Origin of the sequence: uncultured Ruminococcus sp., assembly GCF_934476685.1 — a bacterium.
Taxonomy (GTDB): Bacteria; Bacillota; Clostridia; order Oscillospirales; family Ruminococcaceae; genus Hominimerdicola.
This window is the reverse complement of record NZ_CAKSNX010000001.1, coordinates 57,670-78,482: the sequence shown is the minus strand read 5'-3', so window position 1 is coordinate 78,482 and position 20,813 is coordinate 57,670. Positions and strand designations below refer to the sequence as shown.

Here is a 20,813-nt window from a genome sequence, read left to right as displayed (position 1 = left end):
GGATTTCTTGTATGGGTAATTTATATTTAATATGGAAAAGCTTACAGTAAGCCCTTCTCCTCACATACGGGATAATATTTCGACCTCGAAAATTATGACCCATGTGCTGATCGCTTTGCTGCCTGCCCTTATAATGTCCGCTCTGTTTTTCGGCGGAAGAGCGCTTATGCTCACAGGCTTCTGCACTCTGACGGCAATGCTGTGGGAAAGGCTTTGCAACCTTATAATGAAAAGACCAAACTCAACGGGAGATCTTTCCGCTGCGGTAACGGGTATGCTCCTTGCATTCAACCTGCCTGTTACTCTGCCGTACTGGATGGCTGCCATAGGCACATTCGTGTCTATCGTTATAGTCAAGCAGCTTTTCGGCGGTCTTGGACAGAATTTCGCCAACCCTGCTATTGTGGGAAGGATCGTCCTTATGCTCTCCTTTACAGGCGAGATGACAAAGTGGGCAGTACCTTTCTATGACAGTTCGGATATAGTTACAGGTGCAACTCCGCTGGTCACAAAGACTGAATCCTATTACGATCTTTTCCTCGGAAGGGTCGGCGGATGTCTTGGCGAAGTCTCAGCTCTTGCACTTCTGCTGGGCGGATTTTACCTTGTGGCAATGAAAGTCATAACTATCCACACACCTGTGGCATTTATCGGAACGGTGTTCATCTTCTCCTATCTTGCAGGCGAGGACGGCGTTTATCAGATACTTGCAGGCGGAGTGATGCTGGGTGCTATCTTTATGGCGACCGACTATGTTACAACACCGATAACAGGAAAAGGAAAGATCATCTTCGGCATAGGCTGCGGAATAATAACCTGCGTTATACGTTTCTATGCAAACTATGCGGAGGGCGTATCGTTCTCTATCCTTATAATGAATATCCTTACGCCGTATATCAATATGATAACGGAGAAAAAGCCTGTCGGCGCAGTGATCCAAAAGGCTGAAAAAGCTAAGGAATAAAACGAAGATTACAGAAAAGGAGCTATCTTGAAAGATGAAGAATAATATTATGCCTCCTTTGGTACTGACGATAATATGCGTGGTAGTGTGCGGACTTCTGGTGCTTGCATACAACGCTACATATGTTGACAACACAGGCGTTATGACTGACGATATGCAGACAGGCTGTGAAAATATTTTCGGCGAGGGAGATTATGAGATACTTCTCGACGAGGCGGACGGAAAAAAGATACCTGTCACATTCGGTGAGGACGGTCTTAACGCTGTTATAACAGACAAGGAAAATGACCGCTGTGTTTTCGAGATAACACAGGACGGTTACTCCAAAGGCGGTATCCACATACTTATCGGCATAAACTCAGAGGGAACTGTGGAGGGAATATACTTCCTCTCCATAGGTGAAACACCGGGTCTTGGCACAAAGGTGCAGAACGAGGACTTTCTCAGCAAGTTCAAAGGCTTCGGCAAGGATTCAGATGAAAATTCCATCGACAATATCACCGCCGCAACATACTCTTCAAAGGGTATGAAAGCCGCTGTGAAAAAGGCTGTAAAGCTTTATGACGATCATAAGGAGGAGATATTCAATGGCTGATAAAAATGAAAAGACAGAAAAGAACTCCAATCTTTATGAGCTTACCAAAGGTCTTATAAAGCAGAACCCTACCCTTGTGGGACTTCTGGGTATGTGTCCTACCCTCGCCGTAACTACTATGGCGAAAAACGGTATAGGCATGGGACTTGCAACGACTTTCGTACTTGTATGTTCAAACCTTGTTATATCCCTGCTTAAAAATGTTATCCCTAAAGCAGTAAGACTTCCCTGCTTTATCGTAGTTATAGCGGGCTTTGTAACGCTTATAGAATTTCTTATGAAAGGATATATCCCCGACCTTTACAACGCTCTGGGCGTGTTCCTTTCACTTATAACGGTAAACTGTATTATCCTCGGACGTGCCGAGGCATTCGCCAGCAAGAACAAGGTCCTGCCGTCCATTCTCGACGGACTTGGAATGGGACTTGGCTTTACCCTCTCCCTTTTCACTATGGGTTCTGTAAGAGAGATACTCGGCACAGGCTCATGGATGGGACTTCAGATACCTGTTCTCTGCGACCACCCTATGACCATATTCATTATGCCGGCAGGCGGATTTTTCGTGCTTGGCTGTCTTATAGCACTTGTAAACAAGATAGCAAACAAAAAGCCTCCGCAGGAGATATCCTGTTCGTCCTGCCCTAATGCGGCAATATGCTGCGGTCAGTGTAAAACAGATGCTGAGGAGGGTAAATAATGAGCTATGTAATGATACTTATCGGCTGCGTATTCGTTAATAACGTGGTGCTTTCTCAGTTCATGGGAATATGTCCTTTCCTCGGAGTTTCAAAACAGATGAAATCCTCCGTTGGCATGGGTGCGGCAGTTATATTCGTTATGCTCTGCGCAACAGCTATAACCTACCCTGTGTATAAGCTTCTCGAAAAGTTTGAGATAACATATCTTAAAACTGTCGCTTTCATTCTTGTTATCGCTATGTTCGTTCAGCTGGTGGAGATAATAATGAAAAAGCTTATGCCGCCGCTTTATAAGGCGCTGGGCGTTTATCTTCCGCTCATCACGACAAACTGTGCTGTGCTTGGCGTTACTATCGGAAATATCGACAACGGATATAACTTCCTCCAGTCGCTGACGAACGCTCTCGGAACAGGTCTTGCATTCACGCTTGCCCTGCTGCTTTTCAGCGGCGTAAGAAGTGCCATAGAGGATTCGGACTTCCCTGAAACTTTCAAGGGAGTTCCTGCAACTCTGATAGCGGCTTCTATCGTATCCCTGAGCTTTATGGGATTTACGGGGATCATCTGATGAACAATGACGTTGGATTTTTAAGAAACGAGGGGATAATATGGAATATATCATACCGATAGCTATATTCGCCGCCCTGGGCATACTGGCAGGTGTGCTGCTGACAGTAGCCTCATCTGTGTTCGCCGTTAAAACGGACGAAAGGGTGGAGCTTATATCAGACGCACTTCCGCAGGCAAACTGCGGTGCTTGCGGATTTTCGGGCTGTGCAGATTATGCGGACGCTATCGTTAATAAGGGTGCAGAGTGCAATCTTTGCCGTCCCGGAGGAAAGGCGAGCGCAGAAAAGATAGCCGAGATAATGGGCGTTCAGGTTACTGCGGCAGAACCGCAGGTGGCTTTTGTCCGCTGTTCAGGCGACTGCAAGATAACTCCGCATAAATATGAATTTGACGGAATACAGAGCTGTGCAGCCTGCAACAGATTTTACAACGGCAGCAAGCTTTGCACAAGCGGCTGCTTGGGCTATGGCGACTGCGTTGCTGTATGCCCTGAAAACGCCGTATCTATCGTGGACGGGATAGCAAAGATAGATAATTCAAAGTGTATGGGCTGCGGACTTTGCGCAAAGGCTTGTCCGAACGGACTTATCGCAGTAAGAAATATTTCTCAGAAGGTGGATATCTTCTGCAGTTCAAATGACATAGGCAGAATAACAAGATCTGTATGTTCAAACGGCTGTATAGGCTGTAAAATGTGTGAGCGCAACTGCGAGAGCGGCGCAATAAAGGTCATAGACAATCATGCGGTCATAGACTATGATAAGTGTACAAACTGCGGAAAATGTGCAGAGGTGTGCAAGATACATTCAGTAAGGCTTGTTGAAAGGCTTGCGGAAAGAGCATGATGTCAGGCTATTGACAAATAATTTAAAAGCTGTTATAATGAAAGTACACCGAAAAAGTATTCTTTTGGTGCAGTAATTATGACAAAGTCGGAATTGTTTTCATAATTCTTGAAAGGCGGTATGCGCATGAGCGTGTGCCGCCTTTTGCTGTGCAGTTTTCTGCTCAAAATAAATTGTAAACAATTATTTATGGCTTGTTCAAGGCTATTGAAATGGACTGCGGTTTATGCTATAATAAAACTAATTGAATATTATCGGGAAAATACGGTTTGAAAAGTAGTTGTTTACTGAGTAAAGAGGGATCTTACGGTCGCTCAGGGAAGCAGGTCAGAATCCTGCACAACCGCCATTACTGTGTTTGATGATTGCAGACAAAAGATCGGTATGCGCTGTTTATGCGTTTTTCCGTTCTTGCCATTGGAGAGATCTGAGAAGGTTTATCTGCATGGGAAGAAAAATGTTGATGTGCATATTTCTTTCAGTCATAAGTCAGGATATCTGCCGTATTTTCCGACGGGAAATGTTAAGTCCCGTCGTTGATGAAGAGCATTTTTTGAAAATGTTCTTTGATCCTTTGGGCGATGAAAGTGCAGTCAGCTGAAGTATAACAAAGGCTATGGGAGATTCGGATTTTTTTAAAAAAAAATTTTTCTGATCTTTGACAGGCTTTGTTTGCTGTGCAAAGATTGTGCTTTCTTTTTTTGAGGAAAGCACTTTTTTATTTGGTTAAGTTGTTTAAGGAGGTCGGCTTATGAATAAAACTGAGAGCGCAGTTAAAATTCTGAGGGATAAAGCCGAACTGCTTGGAAGAATGCCGAAAAAGGCTGACCTTGATGAAAAGGAGCTTTGCTTTGTGAAAGGCGTTTTAGGCCCTTTTCCAAGAGCGCTGGAAAAGGCAGGTCTTAAACAGCCGAGAAAACCCAAGTGCAGACGTTAAGGCGATAATATTTATGTTGGCTATATTGGCGGTAAAATTATATTTAAAATTTTACACAAAGGAGAAAAGGTATGAAAACTATCTCAAACAAACTGACTAAAATCATGTGTGCAGCCTGCGCCGCAGTCCTTGCCGCAGGAACAGCCCTTACAGCAGACGCTGAATGGCAGCAGTTCAGAGGAGATCCGTCAAACAACGGCGTTGTAGAAGCAGCTCTCCCTGAAAGCGGCGACAAGGCGGCTCTTTACTGGGCAACAAAGATCGGAACAAGTATGTGGGGAGAAGACGGTCCTTCACCGCTGACTATAAACGGCGACACCCTTTATTTCTCAGCTGAAAACAAGATCTACAAAATGGATAAGGAAACAGGCGAAACTATCGGCACAGGCGATATGGCAGGCGCTCCTGCATACGGACTTATCCCTCCGCTTTACGCTGACGGCATGGTTTTTGTGGGACTAAACAACGGTACAGTTCAGGCTTTTGACGCAGATACTCTTGAATCCCTCTGGGTATACAAGGACGCCCTCGGCGGACAGACGAATGTTGCCCTCACATACAATGACGGCTGCCTTTACACAGGTTTCTGGAAGTCTGAAACTGCTGATGCAGATTTCGTTTGCATCGACGTAACAGACGAGGATACAACAAGAGGCGATGAGGAAAAGACTGCTGAGTGGACATATACTTCAAAGGGCGGTTTTTATCTTACAGGCGCATATGTAAATGAGGAGTTCGCTTTTATCGGCACTGACGACGGCGAGGAAGGCTCTTCATCTGAAACGGCAAAGGTAATAACATTCGATAAGAAAACCGGAGAGATCATCGACTCTATCGACAACATCAAGGGCGATATAAGAACCTGTATGGTTTACTCTGAGGAGGACGGCAGATATTATTTCGCAACAAAGGGCGGACTTTTCTGCAGCGTACAGATAAGCGACGACGGAAAGATATCAGATCTTCAGACTATTGATCTCGGCGCATCTATCACAAGCACACCTGTTGTAAATAACGGCAGAGCGTATGTGGGCATTGCAGGCACAGGCTGGGATGCATACAACGGCGCAAAGATAGCTGTAATAGACCTTGAAACAAGCAGCGTTGCATACACAGCTGAAACAGCAGGCACACCGCAGACGGGCGGACTTCTCTGGAATGACGGCGAATACAACTATGTTTATTTCATTGAGAACGCAAGTCCAAGCACTATCCGTGTTATAAAGGACAAGAAGGGCGTTACAGAGGTAATTGATCCTTCTGAGGAAAGCGGACATATCTGCGCACCTGCACTCTTCACTCCAACAGGAGATCAGGCTCAGTACGGAATGTATAATCCTATCTGCGATGATGACGGAACTATCTATTTCAAGAATGATTCTTCTTATATAATGGCAGTAGGTTCAACAGTTGAATCACTCAAGGTAGAAACACCTGTTGTATGCAAGGAGGGTGAAAAGCCTGAATTCACTGTAACAGCAGTTTACGCAAACGGCACAGAAAAGGACGTTTCAGACCGTGTTTCATACAGCGTTGATGAGCTGACGACTGATGATGATTCCGTTACAGTAACATTTGACTATGCACTTTACAACAATGGCGAGAACGGCGCAGGCACAGAAGTAAAGCCTTTTACAGCTGACGCAGACGTTACAGTTCTCGGCGCAGAGGATTACGAAAAGGTAATGACATTCATCAATGCGGCAGCAAATATCCCAGAGGAGATAACAAAGGACGCAGAGGACGCTGTAAAGGCTGCTGAGGACGCATATGCAGCACTTGATGAAGACCTCAGAGCGTATGTAGAGGACGAGTACAATGTAGTTGCAGAGGCTCGCAAAAAGCTTGATAACCTTGATTCTTCAAGCTCAGAAAGCAGCTCTTCAAACAGCGAAAACTCATCTGAAAGCTCAGAGCCAAGCTCTTCAGATACATCATCTGACAGCAGCACCTCTTCAGCTAAGGACAGCTCATCTGCTGCAGACAGCAAGACTTCTTCAAGCTCAAAGGCTGCATCACAGGGTACAACAGCTAACCCTTCAACAGGCGCAGCAGCAGGCGGACTTATCTTCGCTGCATCTGCACTTCTCGGCTGTGTTGTAGTTAGAAAAAAGAAGTAAATAAATCATATTATTAGAATTTGTGCAAGGCAGGGGAAAAGATGCGGCAGCGTCTTACCCTGTCCTGCGCTGTTTTCCGACCTCTTTTCAGCAGGTCAGATATCTACGGAGCGTTAATGAAATGAAAAATGCAGGAAACACCGATAATAAAAATGCAGATAACGTAAACAGCATAAAGAGAATATTATCCTGTGCCGCAGGGATACTTTGCGCTGCTGCAATGTGCTTTGCTGCGGCAGGCGCAGGTGTGTATTTTTATAAGAACTCCGAAAAAGACCTGCCCGATACGAAAATTTCGCAGGATCTTAAAGAAATGGTGAACAATGCGGCTGATGCAGAAAAAGGCTCAGCAGACGGCCGGCAGGAAGATACGGGATCTCCTTCGGAAACAAACGAGGGAAACATTTCAGACGGCGGAAAAACTGAAAAGACATCGGAAAACAGCACAGACAATGCAGACAAAGCTGATAATATATCAGCCGATAAAGAAAATAAAACAAACGGCGCAGATACGCAAAATAACGGATATGCCGCCGATAATTCAGACCAAAAGGGCAGCAGATACGAAAATAATATATCGGGAGATATACATTCAGAAGCCACACCGGACGGAACTGACTCGGACGGAGAATATTTTACAGCGTCGATAAAAAACGGCGAAACTGTTTCGGAAAAGGTATATAAATTCACTGTAACGCATCTTAAAAAGGATATGAAAGTCAAAGATGTTTCGGTGATAGTAAACGGCGAAAAGGTTTCGCAGTTTTCGGGCAGCTGTATGCTTTCCGAGGGTGAAAATACCATAAGGATAATCTGCACATATACAGATAAAAATTCTGCGGTAAAGCGTGTATATAAAGACTATACAGTCAATCTTAAAACTGAAAAGCTTTATATAAAAACTTCACTTTCCGACTATGAAACAGACAGCGCAGAGATAAGCTTTTCAGCGCAGGCTTTTATCGGCGAAAAACAGGCAGAGCTGACCGTTACGCACAACGGCGAAAGGCTCAGCGGAAAAGATGATTACAGCGCAGAACTTTCCGAGGGCGAAAATATTTTCGTCCTTACAGCAAAAAGCGGGGACCAGTCCGCAGAAAAGACTTTTTGTGTGACATATAAAAAGCCGCAGAGAGGGTTTTCCACCGACCTGTATGACAGAACTGTCAGCAGCAGTGATTTCAGCTTTTACTGTCGTTTCAACGGCGAGAATGGGGCAAAGCTGAATGTCCTTTTGAATAATAAAAAGCTCCGTGGCAGCGGTGATTTCAGCTGTGTGCTTTCCGAGGGAGAGAATGTTATCCGTATTGTCGGCAAGGACAGCCTCGGCACAATGGAGCAGAGTTTTACGATATACTATATCCCAGAGATAACTCCTGAGGATCTGCCTAAGCTTGACGCTATGGGGATATATGATTCCATGACGGTGAAAGGTTCATCGCTGTCGGCTTCGTTTTACTGCACGGACCGTGACGGAACGAGGATATATTCTGACAGCATATCAGTTTCCTGTAACGGACAGACCGTTTCAAAGGGCTGGGAGGACAGCAGCGAAACAGGCTATGTTATCCCACTTAGCGCAGGCGAAAACGAGATATCCGTTACTGTATCCGACCGACTTGGCAGAACATCATCATATTTTTATACAGTCAGCTGCATAAGCGTTTCGCAGGGCGAGGAGATAGGCAGGATATCAATATCCCTTGACTGTTCTCTGCTGGGACTTTCAAATTTATGCTCGGACGGTGATTTCCCCATGTATGAGGGCGAAAACGGCTTTGATGTTGTAAAGAGATTTCTTGAGAACAACGGTTACAGCATATCGGCAAGCGGTTCTGACTCGGATAAGTATATACGGCGTATTGAAAAACAGGGCGCATTTGCCGCAGCATATCTCACGGACGAGGCAAGGGGATATATATCCTCAATGGCTGTTCCTGAAACGGATTCATACAGCGCAGACAGTTTGGGCGAATTTGATTATACGCAGGGTTCGGGCTGGGTATTTTTCAAAAATGGAAGGAAGCCGTCTTACGGACTTTCGTCCTTGGTCATAAATGACGGCGACAGCGTGGAACTTAAATTCTCGCTGTGCTACGGAAACGATCTGCAATGATAAAGAGGGAAAATCTTATGGTTTTAAAAAAGGCATTAGCCATATTTGCGGCGGTGCAAATGGCAGTTTCACCGCTATGCTCGCAGGCTGTCAGCGCAGAAAATGCCGCAACTGTGGAGCTGACTGCGGTATCAAGTGGATACAGTCTTACAAATTCACAGCTGTTGGACTATGCAAATTCCATAATAAGCTATGAAAAAGATCAGCTTGGCATAAATGAAAACGACAGCCTTTTTTCGGGAAAGTTTCTTGAAAATGCAGGACAGGACAGTGCAGACTGGTTCGTTATCGGTGCGTCAAGACTTGGACTTCATGAGGACTATACAGCTTATTTCGGTGCGCTGGCGGAAAATATACCGCAGTATCTGACAGGAGGAGATTCACAGCATACAAAGGCTACCGATTGGCATAGGGCGGCGCTGACTGTGCTTGCCTGCGGACAAGACCCGACAGATGTTTCGGATAAGCATATCGACCTTATCGAGGGCGGAGTATACGGACGTGACGAGGAAAATTCCGTAGGAAAGCAAGGCTTGAACGGTTGGATATGGTCGCTTATCGCCCTTGATTCCCTTTGCTGGGAAACCCCTGAAAGCTGCACCTTTGACAGAGAGCGGATAATAGACGAGATACTTTCAGCACAGCTTGAAAGCGGTGGATTTTCTCTTAACGGACAGGGCGAGGGTGATGTGGATATTACCGCAATGGCTTTGCAGGCGCTTTCGCCGTATATAAATGACGGAAATTCTGACAGGGTGAAAAAATCTGTCGATAAGATAACAGAATATCTCAGCGGTGTTCAGCAGGCTGACGGAGGATTCGGCAGCTGTGAGGCGGACGCACAGGTGATATGCGGACTTTGCAGCGCAGGGGTGGATATTTTCAGCGACGAAAGATTTATAAAAGATCAGAACGTTTTCGGTTCGCTTTTATCCTATCAGCGTTCGGACGGAGGTTATGCCCACAGCAAGGAGGACACCCAGAGCAGCGGAATATCCTCTGCGCAGGCGCTTACTGCAATCGCAGCGGCGGCAAGATATGAGAATACAATGCGCAGAGTATATGATTTCAGAGAGGAATTTTCTGTGCTTGACCGTGAAAAGCTTGACGCTGTCAATGGTCAGTTTTATGCTATTGATGATGAGGAAAGCGCAAACCACTGCAACATACTTTATCAGAAGTTAAGCACAGACCTTAAAGGATATATATATCATTATGATAAGCTTTTGGCGCTGAAGGAAAAGTACAGTCTGAGCCTTGTTGACGATGATTTTGTAAAGCTTATGAGCGTGAATGAGAGCGGAAAAGGCTGTATATACGATATAGAAAATACCGAGGTATATTCATTTGACGACAGTTTTACTCAGCAGGATAAGGAAAATTTTGAGCGGCTGGAGAAAAACGGCGCAGGCTCTTCCGACTGCATACTTTGTGCGGCTCTCATAAGCAAGCTTGAAAACAGCAGCAGTGCGGATACGGAAGAAAATCAGCAGAGGCTTAAAAAACTCTATGAACTGAAAGAGCAGGCAGAAGATCTGCGTGACGAGATAAATGAAATAAATGCTGAAATAATGGACGGGCTTTATCCTTTTGATGAACTTTCAAAGGAACAAAAGGATAAGCTTTCGCAGATATACGAACGTGTGCAGAAGCTCCCCGAAAGCGAGCGTGAAAAGGTAACTTCATACAGCGAGCTTTGCAAAGCCTATGAAAAGGCTGAAAAAGGCCTGCCGCTGTGGGTGATACCACTGGCAGGGGTTGTGGCAACGGCAGTTTCGGCGGTGTGCGTATATGCAGTTATGAGGATATTGAGAAAAGTTAAAAACAGGAGGAAAGAAAATGACTGCTCCGAAGAAGATAATTGATGTTCTGAAACAGGTCATAATCGGAAAAGATGATGTTATAAAGCTGACGTTGGCGGCTTTTCTTGCAGGCGGACACGTCCTGCTGGAGGATTCACCTGGAGTGGGCAAGACGACCCTTGCCCTTGCTATGTCAAAGGCGCTGGGAGTTGACTTTGGCAGAATACAGCTTACCCCAGACACGGTCGCTTCAGATATAACAGGCTTTACTGCATATGACCCGAAAACAGGCGGCTTTGTGTTTCATCAGGGAGCGGCAATGACAAATCTTCTCCTTGCGGACGAGCTTAACAGAACGTCGGGCAAAACGCAGTCTGCGCTCCTTGAAATAATGGAGGAGGGGAAAACTACCGTTGACGGAAAGACTATTCCCCTGCCTAAACCGTTCAACGTTATCGCAACACAGAACCCAGTGGGAACAGCGGGAACTTCCGAGATACCTTTATCACAGCTTGACAGATTTATGATAAGGGTGCATATGGGTGCGCCCGACAGGGAGAGCCTTAAAAATATCCTTATGGACAGGCATCATTCCGATCCGCTTGATAAAGCTGAACAGGTCTGCACCGCCGAAGAGCTTATTGCAATGCAGAAAGAATGCGAAAATCTTTTCGTCAGCGAAAAGATATATGACTATGTGTGTGACATTTGCGAAAAGGTTTCGCAGAACGAGCATACTGAGATCGGCATCTCTCCGAGAGGTGCTCTTGCCCTTTGCAGAATGGCGAAAGCGGTTGCTTATCTTGATGAGAGAGATTATGTTGTACCGTCCGATATAAGGACCTGCTTCATTCCTGTCTGCGCACACAGAATACAGCTTACAGGCAGCGCAGGCTATTCGGGAATAACGGCTGAAAAGCTACTTGAAAACGTCATTTCTGAGGTGAAAGCACCCGAAACAAAAGCACTGAATGACCTCGGCAGAGGGAAAAACTGATGCGCAGGATATTTTATGTACTTGCCCTGCTTTTTACAGCTGTGGCAGGCATATTTATTCAGCCGCTTTTGTATGTATGCGGAGTTATTTTGCTGATCGCAGTCATTTCTGCGGTGAAAAATCTTGCGGACAGATCTGTGCTGAAAGCCGAACTGCAATGTGAGAACGTTGGCGGAGAAAATGGTGAAAACAATGAACTGAGGATAATGCTTGACCTTTCGGGCAAGGGGAACACCTGCGGCGAATACAAAGGGAAGATCCGCTTTGAAAATATGCTCACTCACCAAAAAACAGAAAAAGATGTACGATTTAAAATCGGTGAAAATGAAAAATTGAGGTTGGACTTTACTCTGAGTTCGGCTGAAACAGGCGGCATAATGACGGAATTTTCCGCCTTGAAAAGATACGATATCTGCGGTCTGACTTGTAAAAAAGTCAAGGCAGAGATAAGCGGCAGAGCATTTTCAATGCCGAAAATAACAGGGGCGGACGATCCTGCTGTGAGGGATATGATCTCACGGAATGAGCTTTCGTCATCGCCCTCATATTACGGCGGAGAGGTCAGCGGTGCAAGAGAGTACCGTGACGGTGACGATCTGCGCTTTGCAAACCACAAGCTTACAATGCGCTTTTCAAAGCCCTATATAAAGGAGTTTTCCCCCGATAAAGAGGGAACGCTTTGCCTTATGTATGACGGAACATACGGAGATGATCCGTCCTTGTGCGGACAGCTTGCGGACAGATTTTTCAACGTATCGGCGGAGCTTACAAGGCGGAAAATACCCCATTATATTGCCATATGCGGCGGCAATGTGTTCTGCGAGCCTGCGGATAATATAAGTTCGGCGGTGAAAAGAATGCTTGAACTTTCTACCGAAAAAGGCGAGTCTGCGGTGTACAGATTTGCCGCAGGCTGTCCCGAAAAATTTTCGCAGATAGTGTGCTTTTCGGCACATTCAGCACGTTCGGATAAAAACACTCCCGTCAGAGCAGACCGCAGGATAAGTTTCTACAAAATATAAAAAATATAAATTTGCATTATCGAAAGGAGGGGAAAGCCGTGAAAAACGCTGAAAATGCGGGGAAAATGACTATTTCAGAATATTCCACAACTGAAAAGTCTGAGAATAAAAAAGGCAGTTATGCGTTAATTGCAGAAAAAGCGTTGTGTGCTTTTTATACTATGCTGTTTACAGCATTTGTTTTCAGCGTTTTCGGACTCGAAAAGTTTTCGCTGCTTGCGGCTGTTTCCTCTGGGGTGTTGTCGGCTTTGTGCGGAGCATTGTCGAGAAAAAACAGGTTCTTTGCACTATTGCCGATCGTGATATTTGCGGCTGTTGATATCGCTTTTTTGGAAATATTCAAAGGCGGAGCGGCATGGTTTATTGATACGGCAGGCGAAACCCTTGCGGCTGCACATGGCAGGATATTTATACCGCTGGCGCAGAATTTTGCAGGCGGAAGCTTTGGAAAATACCTTGCGGTGCTGACTTTATGTGCTGTTTTGTCTGGAGCGGTGAGCCTTTTGCCGTCACTTCTGTGCGGAGGTTTTCTTTCGGCGGCGGCAGTGATTCTGTGCATTTATACCGATGCAGACAGCGCAAATAGAACAGGGATAATACTTTGCGCTCTGCTCTGCTGCGTTTTTGCGGCGGCAGTTATTACGGGTGCAAAAAGCCGAAAAACTGCACTTTTAGCGGTTCTGTGCGTGGCGGCGGTAATGGTGTCATTCCCTTTTATCCTGTCGCAGACGGCGGTGAAAAATGCTCTGACTTCGGCTCAGACAAAGCTTTTGACCATAGCAGACAACACCGAAAACGCAGAGATCGAAGTTGTAATGGAAAAGCCGTCGGATTGTTATCTTAGAAAAGAAACCGAGCCGATAAAGCTGACCGAAAAACAGCACAAGGAGTTTTCGGAAAGCTTTTATAAGCTTTACAGCGCAGGATTTTTCTCTGCATTTCAGGGCGGAATGCTCTCTGATGCGGTGGGAAAAGATACCGCAAAGATAACTGTAAATATGAAAAGATCTTCGTCGTCGGACACTTTCCTCCCATATGGTGCGGTGAAAGGTGAAAATGTTGCGGCTGATGAAAAGTCCATTGACGGCTGGGCAAATGTGGAGAATGATGTTTACTCGGTCGATGTGATAAATGATTTTCTTTCGGACTATCCTAAAATATTTTCTCAGCTGAAAAACAATAGTGATGACGAAAAAATACATTCCTATCTTGTCTGTGAACAGCTTTACAGGGACTATGCTTACAGCGTTTTTACGTCACTTTCTGACAGCGAGAAGGCTTGTATAGAAGCAAATTTCAACTATGACGGGCAGAAGGCGTTTAACCTTAAACTCAAAGAAATAAGAGGATTTATCAGTGATAATATTTCTCCCGAAAGCGATGAAAACAAAAAGGCTGATAACAGCTCTGTAAGAGATATCCTTGAGATAAAACGCAGCGGTACACAGCAGGATTACGCTGTGCTGACGGTGGCTATGGCGAGATACTGCGGCATACCTGCAAGGCTTGCGGAGGGATATTTCATCTCACCGGAGCGTACAGAGAATATGCCAGAAAACAGCGCATTTACGCTGACTAATGAGGATAAACATTATTGGGCGGAGGTGTATCTTGACGGCATAGGCTGGATACCTTTTGAAACCTATCCCGATTTTGTGGGCGATGATATTTTGTTTGACACAGCCGATAATTCAGCTGACAACAGCTTGGATAATGAAAACGCAGGCGGCAGTTCAGAGGCTTTGACAGAGCAGGATATATCAGATATTCCGCCTTCCGCATCGGAGGATAGATCAGATACTAAAAACAATATCAGTTTTAAAGCTGTGGCATTGATAATCCTCTGCATAGCAGTCATATCGCTTGCCGCCGCAAGGATAAAAGCGGCAGTAAAAAAGCGCAGGATAAATTCGCAGGACATAAAAATATCCGCGAGATATTCAACAAAATATGCCCTTGCATTGTTGAAAAAGTCGGGTGCAGAGCTTTGCGGCATACCCGAAAAAGATGCCGCAAATATCAAAAAGCTGAATGAACAGCTTGCGCAGGAGTATATTTTTGCAGAGCAGATATTTGAAAAAATGGAGTTTTCCGAACATAGTTTGACTTGTGATGATGCGGAAAAATGCCGAAAGTTTTGCAGATCTGCGGCAGAATACAGACTTTCGCTCCACAGCCGTCCTGCGGCGGCAGCTATCGTGATATTTGCGGGAAGATATTGATTAAAAAAAGGAGGTAAAGGGAATTGCATGGCTTGACGAAAATATCTAAAAAGGATATTATTGCGGCAGTTATCATAATTGCTGCGCTTGCTGTTTTGATACTGACAACGGATATACAGACTCCCGAAGAGTTTTATTCCCTTCACCCCGACTCGGTCGCAGAGGACGGCAGCTTTGTTACGCTGACGGTGGAATGTAAGGACATAGAGAACTATGAAGAAAATTCCCTTGGCTCCATAGTTCCGAAAACAAAATTCGTGCTGAATGAGGGCGAAAGCGTTTTTGACATAATGGAAAAGGCTATGCGTTTTGAGCGTATAGAGCTTGATTACAGCGGTTCGCCAAATATCTATATAAAAGGCATAGACGGATTGTATGAGTTCGATCATGGTCCTGCGTCGGGCTGGCAGTACAGCGTGAATGGTGAGATACCCGAAAAAAGCTGCGGCGAATTTTTCCCGAACAGCGGCGATGATATTGTGTTCTTTTACACCTGCGATTACACCAAAACAGGAGGAGCAGGAGAATGAAAAGAACGCAGATAAAATATCCCCTTTCATTGTATAATCCTGTTTTAAGGCTTTGTATGCTGTGTGCAGTTTTAATTATAACAATGTTCTGCTCGTCGCTTTATGCCGCCGCTGTAAGCTTTTTCGGCGGTGCGCTTACCCTCTGTCTGCTGAGAACGGACAGCAAAACAGACAGAACGATACGAAATATTTTTAGCCTTTGCGGAGCGGTTGTTGTCATAACACTATTAAATCCGCTGTTCTCACACCGTGGGGCAGATCCGCTGCTGTTTATAAACGGCAGGGCGTATACATTGCAGGCGCTTTTGTACGGATTTAATGTGGGGTTGTCCCTTTGTGCAGTGGTCATGTGGTTCACTGCGGCAAACAGGCTCATCTCAAAACCTGATATGCTTGCGCTTTTCAGCCGATATACACCAAGGCTGGCAATGACAGTGTCAATGATACTCGGATATATCCCTCAGATATCAAGGCGATATGGGGAAATATCCTCGGCGCAGAAAGGTTTTGGGATATACGTCAGCAACAGCAGAACGGACAGGGCGAAGTTCGGTGCAGAGGTCTTTTCAGCTGTCACAGGCTGGTCGGCAGAACATTCTGCGGAAACTGCTCAGTATATGAGGGCTAGAGGTTTCGGCAGGCTTAAAGGCACACAGCTTAAACGTGAAAAGCTGAAATTCAGCTGTGCGGATATCCTGCTGACCATTATATCCGCCGCCGGCTGCGGAGTTTGTCTTTGGGCATATTCCGCAGGGGAATGTGCGTGGGATTTTTACCCGCAGATATCCATACCTAAAGAGGGCGTATGGTTGAAAATATTTTATGTATGTACGGCGCTGTCGGCTTTTATGCCTGCACTGCTTGTAATAAAGGAGAGGCTTAAATGGAGATACTTAGCTGCAAAGATCTGAACTTCACATATCGTGGCTGTAAGGACAAGACCCTTGAAAATATAAGCTTTTCCGTTTTCAGCGGCGAGCTTGTGCTTTTTATGGGGAGATCGGGCTGCGGAAAGACCACCCTGCTCCGACTTTTAAAACCTGAGCTTGCTCCGCAGGGAAAGATCGAGGGAGAATATAAGCTTGGCGGAAAAAATATTTTCACCTCTGACGATCATTACAATGATATTTTTACACCAAAGATAGGCTTTGTGGCACAGGATCCCGAATCACAGACCGTGTCGGATACTGTTATAGGCGAGCTTTCTTTCGGTCTTGATAATATGGGGCTGGATGAAAAAGAGAAGATGCGCAGGATAGGGGAAACTGTCTGCTATTTCGGTATAGAAGATCTTCTGCACAGGGAGCTTTCCACCTTGTCGGGAGGGGAAAAGCAGCTTGTGAACCTTTGTGCGGCAATGACTATGCGCCCCGAAGTGCTTATACTTGATGAGCCTGTCAGCAGGCTTGATCCAGTAACGGCAGAACATTTTATGTCCGTGCTTGTGCGGCTGAATGAGGAAACAGGCATAACAATAATCATGGCGGAACATTACTGCGAGGGGATATTTCATCATTGCAGTAAGGTGCTTTTTATGGAAAAGGGCAAACTTTGCCCTATGGAGGATTTTTCTCCCTCGGCGGCTGCGGAAAACTGTCCCGAAGAGTTTGTGCCTTTCCTGCCCTGTATATCAAGGGCGGTGCATAGTGCGGCTCTGACGGCTGAAAAATATCCTCTGACAGTCCGTGACGGACGGGAGTTCCTGCGGAAAAATTTCAATGCTTGCAGTGTAAACCCAAGTGAAAATATATTGTCTGACGAGGAGATCATAAGCTGTAAGGATCTCTGGTTCAGATATGACCGTGACGGCGAGGACATTGTAAAAGGTCTTGATATGAGCGTGAAAAAAGGCGAGCTTTTTACCGTCATAGGTTCAAATGGTGCAGGAAAATCTACACTGCTCAAATGCATAGGCGGTCTGCTGCCGCCGCTGAAAGGCAGGATAAAGATAAACGGAAAGCCGCTGAGATCATATAAGAACGGAAGTTTGTACAAAGAATGTGTTAGTGTACTTCCTCAGAACCCATACGATATTTTTATAAAACAATCCGTTCGGGAGGACTATGAATTTGCTCTTAACGCTGTGGGCGGCGACAGGGCGCATATGGAGAAAGTGACAGAAACGCTGTCGATACAGCACCTTATGGATATGCACCCATATGACCTCAGCGGCGGCGAGGCACAGCTTTGCGCCATAGGCAGACTGCTGCTGACAAAGCCGAAGATACTGCTGCTGGACGAGCCTGTAAAGGCGCTTGACCCATACAGAGTAAAACAGACAGGGCAGCTTTTGAAAAGCCTTTGCGCAGAGGGGATATCCATTGTGTGCATTTCGCATGACCTTGATTTTGCGGCTCAGTATTCAGACCGCTGCGGATTGTTCTTTGACGGAAAGCTTTGTGCCTGTGCAGCACCGCAGGAGTTTTTTGCAGGCAGCAGCCTTTATACTACCGCCGCTCAGCGTATATCGAAAGGCATTTTTGACGGCGCTGTAACGTCCGAGCAGATCATAAACGAGATCAAAAGACAGGTATCATCAAATGAAAATTTCAAACGTTAGGTACAATATAAAATATATCATCTTTTTCGCTGCCCTTATCCTTTGCGCTGTGCTGGGCGGGATAGTTTTCAGAGAGCGTTCCCTTTCGTGGCTAATGCTGTCGGCGGCGGTGCTTGGGTGTGCGGCGGTGTTCGCTGCATTTGAGAAAAAGGAGCTTTCCCATGGTGAGATACCCTGTACGGCGGTCATGACGGCACTGTCTGTATTCGGACGGATAGCTTTTGCCGCTGTTCCGGGAGTAAAGCCATGCTCCGCTGTTATAATCATATCGGGGATATTTCTCGGCAGCAGACAAGGCTTTATGGTAGGTGCGCTCACCGCACTTATTTCAAATCTATATTTTGGGCAAGGGATATGGACTCCGTTTCAGATGATAATATGGGGACTTACAGGCTTTTTCACAGGACTGCTTTGGAAACCTCTGATGCGCAGCAGAACAGCGCTGTGCATATTCGGGATACTTTGCGGCGGAGCGTTTTCGCTCTTTATGGATCTCTGGAGCTGCATATGGACGGACAATGCGTTCATATTGTCAAGATACCTAGCCATGACCGCAGCGTCAGGCTGGTTTACCCTTTGCTATGCAGTATCAAATGCAGTTTTCCTTATGCTGTTCATAAAGCCGTCCGAGCGTATATTCAGACGGCTAAACAAAAAATTCGCTATCGGCAGAAAAAATTCTGAAGATCTTTTCGGGGAGGAAATGTGACTATGACTCTTCAGCAGCTTAAATATGTTATCGCAGTTGTAAATTACGGCTCAATAAGCGAGGGTGCAAAGCACCTCTATATTTCTCAGCCAAGCCTTTCAAATGCCGTTAAAGAGCTTGAAAAGGAGCTAGGGATAGAGATATTCAACCGTACTCCAAAGGGCATATCCCTTTCGTCAGACGGCTCAGAGTTCCTTAGCTATGCAAGGCAAGTGGTGGAGCAGGCAAACCTGCTGGAGGAGCATTACTCTTCCCATAAGCGCACAAAACAGCTTTGCTCAGTTTCAACTCAGCACTATGCCTTTGCGGTGGAGGCTTTCGTAAGAATGCTTTCTCAGTCGAATGCAGACAGCTATGAATTTACCCTCCGTGAAACACGGACATCGGAGATAATAGACGATGTGAACAATCTCCGCAGCGAGGTGGGGCTTATATATATAAATGACTTTAACGAAAAAGTCCTGCTCAAACTGCTGAAAGAGAACGATCTGATTTTTCACCCGCTTTTCAATGCAATGCCACACGTTTTCATAAGCCGCAATCACCCACTTGCAGGAGAAACCTCGGTGACCATAGAAATGCTCGAACCATATCCGTTCCTTTCGTTTGAACAGGGGACAAACAACTCATTCTATTTTTCGGAGGAGATACTCAGCACCACCCCAAGACATAAGCAGATACACGTCAGCGACAGGGCGACGCTTTTCAATCTGTTAGGCGGATTGAATGGTTACACCATATCCAGCGGCGTTCTGGGGGCGGATATAAACAGCGACAGCATTATCGCCGTACCCCTTGAAACGGACGAGCAGATGCTCATAGGCTGGATAGAGAACAGCAAGGTAAAGCTGAGCAATGCGGCTAAAGCCTATGTGTCCACTTTAAAGCTTGTAATTAAAGAGTACGGCTGTGATATGATAGAAGATGAAAGCTGACTGGCAGAAAAATACTTGTGCAGATTGCCTGTGAAGCGTGTGGATATATTGTGCAAAGTGACGCCTCGATTTGCTTGACAAATACTATATCTTGTGTTATTATATTAAATGTTGCACGATATAGTGGTGAATAAAGTATATGAAAGAGGTATGCAGAAATGATAAAGGTAAACGTTAAGAACGGAGAATTGTCACAAAAGGAGATAGAGGCTTATATCGCAAGAGCGCATGAGCTTTATCCTGCACAGGCTATCGAGGCGATAGATCTTACTGTTGACGGCGATTTCGTTGACGTTGATTACCATTTTGCAGCTGTTCCGTTCCAGAGAATACGCAGGATAACAGGATATCTTGTGGGAACTCTCGACCGTTTCAATGACGCTAAGCGTTCTGAGGTAGAGGACAGAGTAAAGCATGGCTTTGCACCTGCATCAAAGCAGCAGGAAAGTCAGGCAAGCTGAAGATCTCTGAAATAATAATATATTGATATCAAAAGCTCCGTATTTCTGCGGAGCTTTTTTTAGTTCGGCGGTATATCAGTAAAATAATGTTATATGAATAATGTTATATATATGTATAGTATTAAACAAAAATATCGGCAGGCTGCGAATTAAATATTGTGCGGAAAATAGGGATATTGTTAATCTTATGAAACATTCGCAGAACAGAGCTTTTTACACCTATAAATAATGTGTGAATAAATACAAAATTAGCTCTTTGGATAGCCTTTGTTTTTATATAAGTCTACAAAGATTGCCCTAAAAGCCCCGAACTGCGGGGTTTTCATTTGACAAAGGGTATTATATGGGTTATAATAACCATATAATAAATTTTGGTTAAAATATATCGTAAAACAAACAGAATATGGAGGTTGTCAAAATGAAAAAAGCTGAATTGCTGGCTGCTGTTGCAGAAAAAGGCGGCTATTCAAAGAAGGAGGCTGAAGCAGCTCTCAATGCTGTTATCGGTACAATCACAGAGGCTCTCGGAAGAGGAGAAAAGGTCGCTATCTCAAACTTCGGTACATTTGAGGTTCGTGACAGAGCTGCTAAGCAGTCTATCAATCCTGCAACTAAAGAGCCTGTATATGTTGCTGCAAAGAAAGTTCCGGCTTTCAAGGCAGGCAAGGCACTCAAGGAGATCGTTGACAAGAAGTAATTTTACTTTACTGTCAATTATTTAGTAATGTTA

At 45.3% G+C, this 20,813-nt stretch carries 19 protein-coding genes and 1 riboswitch; all 19 genes read left to right on the top strand.

Annotated elements, in window-relative coordinates; genetic code table 11:
- Nucleotides 1-31: 31 nt before the first annotated feature.
- The 19 genes from Q0E19_RS00345 to Q0E19_RS00255 all read left to right on the top strand — a co-directional run bounded on the left by Q0E19_RS00345 (nucleotide 32) and on the right by Q0E19_RS00255 (nucleotide 20,780).
- Nucleotides 32-964, top strand: a complete 933-nt coding sequence (locus tag Q0E19_RS00345; protein ID WP_294406001.1) for an RnfABCDGE type electron transport complex subunit D — start codon at nucleotides 32-34, stop codon at nucleotides 962-964.
- A 34-nt stretch (nucleotides 965-998) separates the two neighbouring features.
- Nucleotides 999-1,559: an FMN-binding protein gene (locus Q0E19_RS00340; protein WP_294405999.1), complete on the top strand. Its 561-nt coding sequence runs from the start codon at nucleotides 999-1,001 to the stop codon at nucleotides 1,557-1,559.
- Nucleotides 1,552-2,256 carry an electron transport complex subunit E gene (locus Q0E19_RS00335; RefSeq protein WP_294405997.1) on the top strand — a complete coding sequence of 235 codons (705 nt, stop codon included), beginning with the start codon at nucleotides 1,552-1,554 and terminating at the stop codon, nucleotides 2,254-2,256. Before Q0E19_RS00340 ends, Q0E19_RS00335 begins: the two co-directional genes overlap by 8 nt.
- The gene (locus Q0E19_RS00330) at nucleotides 2,256-2,825 is read left to right on the top strand and encodes an RnfABCDGE type electron transport complex subunit A (RefSeq protein ID WP_294405995.1); all 570 of its coding nucleotides are present in this window, start codon (nucleotides 2,256-2,258) and stop codon (nucleotides 2,823-2,825) included. Before Q0E19_RS00335 ends, Q0E19_RS00330 begins: the two co-directional genes overlap by 1 nt.
- 40 nt (nucleotides 2,826-2,865) lie before the next feature.
- Complete coding sequence (locus Q0E19_RS00325; RefSeq protein ID WP_294405993.1) at nucleotides 2,866-3,672, top strand: RnfABCDGE type electron transport complex subunit B; 807 nt, start codon at nucleotides 2,866-2,868, stop codon at nucleotides 3,670-3,672.
- Between the two features lie 290 nt (nucleotides 3,673-3,962).
- A riboswitch (cobalamin riboswitch) is annotated at nucleotides 3,963-4,193 on the top strand.
- A 230-nt stretch (nucleotides 4,194-4,423) separates the two neighbouring features.
- Entirely contained in the window at nucleotides 4,424-4,609 is a 186-nt protein-coding gene (locus tag Q0E19_RS00320; RefSeq protein ID WP_294405991.1) for a hypothetical protein, read from the top strand.
- A 71-nt stretch (nucleotides 4,610-4,680) separates the two neighbouring features.
- Complete coding sequence (locus Q0E19_RS00315; RefSeq protein WP_294405989.1) at nucleotides 4,681-6,729, top strand: PQQ-binding-like beta-propeller repeat protein; 2,049 nt, start codon at nucleotides 4,681-4,683, stop codon at nucleotides 6,727-6,729.
- 121 nt (nucleotides 6,730-6,850) lie between these two features.
- The gene (locus tag Q0E19_RS00310; protein WP_294405987.1) at nucleotides 6,851-8,845 is read left to right on the top strand and encodes a DUF4430 domain-containing protein; all 1,995 of its coding nucleotides are present in this window, start codon (nucleotides 6,851-6,853) and stop codon (nucleotides 8,843-8,845) included.
- Nucleotides 8,846-8,862: 17 nt separating this feature from the next.
- On the top strand, nucleotides 8,863-10,710 hold the full coding sequence (locus Q0E19_RS00305; RefSeq protein WP_294405985.1) for a prenyltransferase/squalene oxidase repeat-containing protein: 1,848 nt from the start codon (nucleotides 8,863-8,865) through the stop codon (nucleotides 10,708-10,710).
- A complete protein-coding gene (locus Q0E19_RS00300; RefSeq protein ID WP_294405982.1) occupies nucleotides 10,685-11,644 on the top strand; it encodes a MoxR family ATPase in 960 nt (319 codons plus the stop codon). Before Q0E19_RS00305 ends, Q0E19_RS00300 begins: the two co-directional genes overlap by 26 nt.
- The gene (locus Q0E19_RS00295) at nucleotides 11,644-12,666 is read left to right on the top strand and encodes a DUF58 domain-containing protein (protein ID WP_294405981.1); all 1,023 of its coding nucleotides are present in this window, start codon (nucleotides 11,644-11,646) and stop codon (nucleotides 12,664-12,666) included. Before Q0E19_RS00300 ends, Q0E19_RS00295 begins: the two co-directional genes overlap by 1 nt.
- 38 nt (nucleotides 12,667-12,704) lie before the next feature.
- A complete protein-coding gene (locus Q0E19_RS00290; protein WP_294405979.1) occupies nucleotides 12,705-14,888 on the top strand; it encodes a transglutaminase-like domain-containing protein in 2,184 nt (727 codons plus the stop codon).
- A 23-nt stretch (nucleotides 14,889-14,911) separates the two neighbouring features.
- Nucleotides 14,912-15,418, top strand: a complete 507-nt coding sequence (locus tag Q0E19_RS00285) for a DUF4430 domain-containing protein (protein WP_294405978.1) — start codon at nucleotides 14,912-14,914, stop codon at nucleotides 15,416-15,418.
- Nucleotides 15,415-16,329, top strand: coding sequence for an energy-coupling factor transporter transmembrane component T (locus Q0E19_RS00280; RefSeq protein ID WP_294405976.1), 915 nt, complete (start codon nucleotides 15,415-15,417; stop codon nucleotides 16,327-16,329). Before Q0E19_RS00285 ends, Q0E19_RS00280 begins: the two co-directional genes overlap by 4 nt.
- On the top strand, nucleotides 16,302-17,978 hold the full coding sequence (locus Q0E19_RS00275; protein ID WP_294405975.1) for an ATP-binding cassette domain-containing protein: 1,677 nt from the start codon (nucleotides 16,302-16,304) through the stop codon (nucleotides 17,976-17,978). Before Q0E19_RS00280 ends, Q0E19_RS00275 begins: the two co-directional genes overlap by 28 nt.
- Complete coding sequence (locus Q0E19_RS00270; protein WP_294405973.1) at nucleotides 17,959-18,687, top strand: ECF transporter S component; 729 nt, start codon at nucleotides 17,959-17,961, stop codon at nucleotides 18,685-18,687. The genes Q0E19_RS00275 and Q0E19_RS00270 overlap by 20 nt, the downstream gene beginning before the upstream one ends.
- A 2-nt stretch (nucleotides 18,688-18,689) precedes the next feature.
- On the top strand, nucleotides 18,690-19,622 hold the full coding sequence (locus Q0E19_RS00265; protein WP_294405971.1) for a LysR family transcriptional regulator: 933 nt from the start codon (nucleotides 18,690-18,692) through the stop codon (nucleotides 19,620-19,622).
- A 158-nt stretch (nucleotides 19,623-19,780) separates the two neighbouring features.
- Nucleotides 19,781-20,083, top strand: a complete 303-nt coding sequence (nrdD, locus tag Q0E19_RS00260; RefSeq protein WP_294405968.1) for an anaerobic ribonucleoside-triphosphate reductase — start codon at nucleotides 19,781-19,783, stop codon at nucleotides 20,081-20,083.
- A gap of 418 nt (nucleotides 20,084-20,501) precedes the next feature.
- A complete protein-coding gene (locus Q0E19_RS00255; protein WP_294405966.1) occupies nucleotides 20,502-20,780 on the top strand; it encodes an HU family DNA-binding protein in 279 nt (92 codons plus the stop codon).
- Nucleotides 20,781-20,813 lie beyond the last annotated feature (33 nt).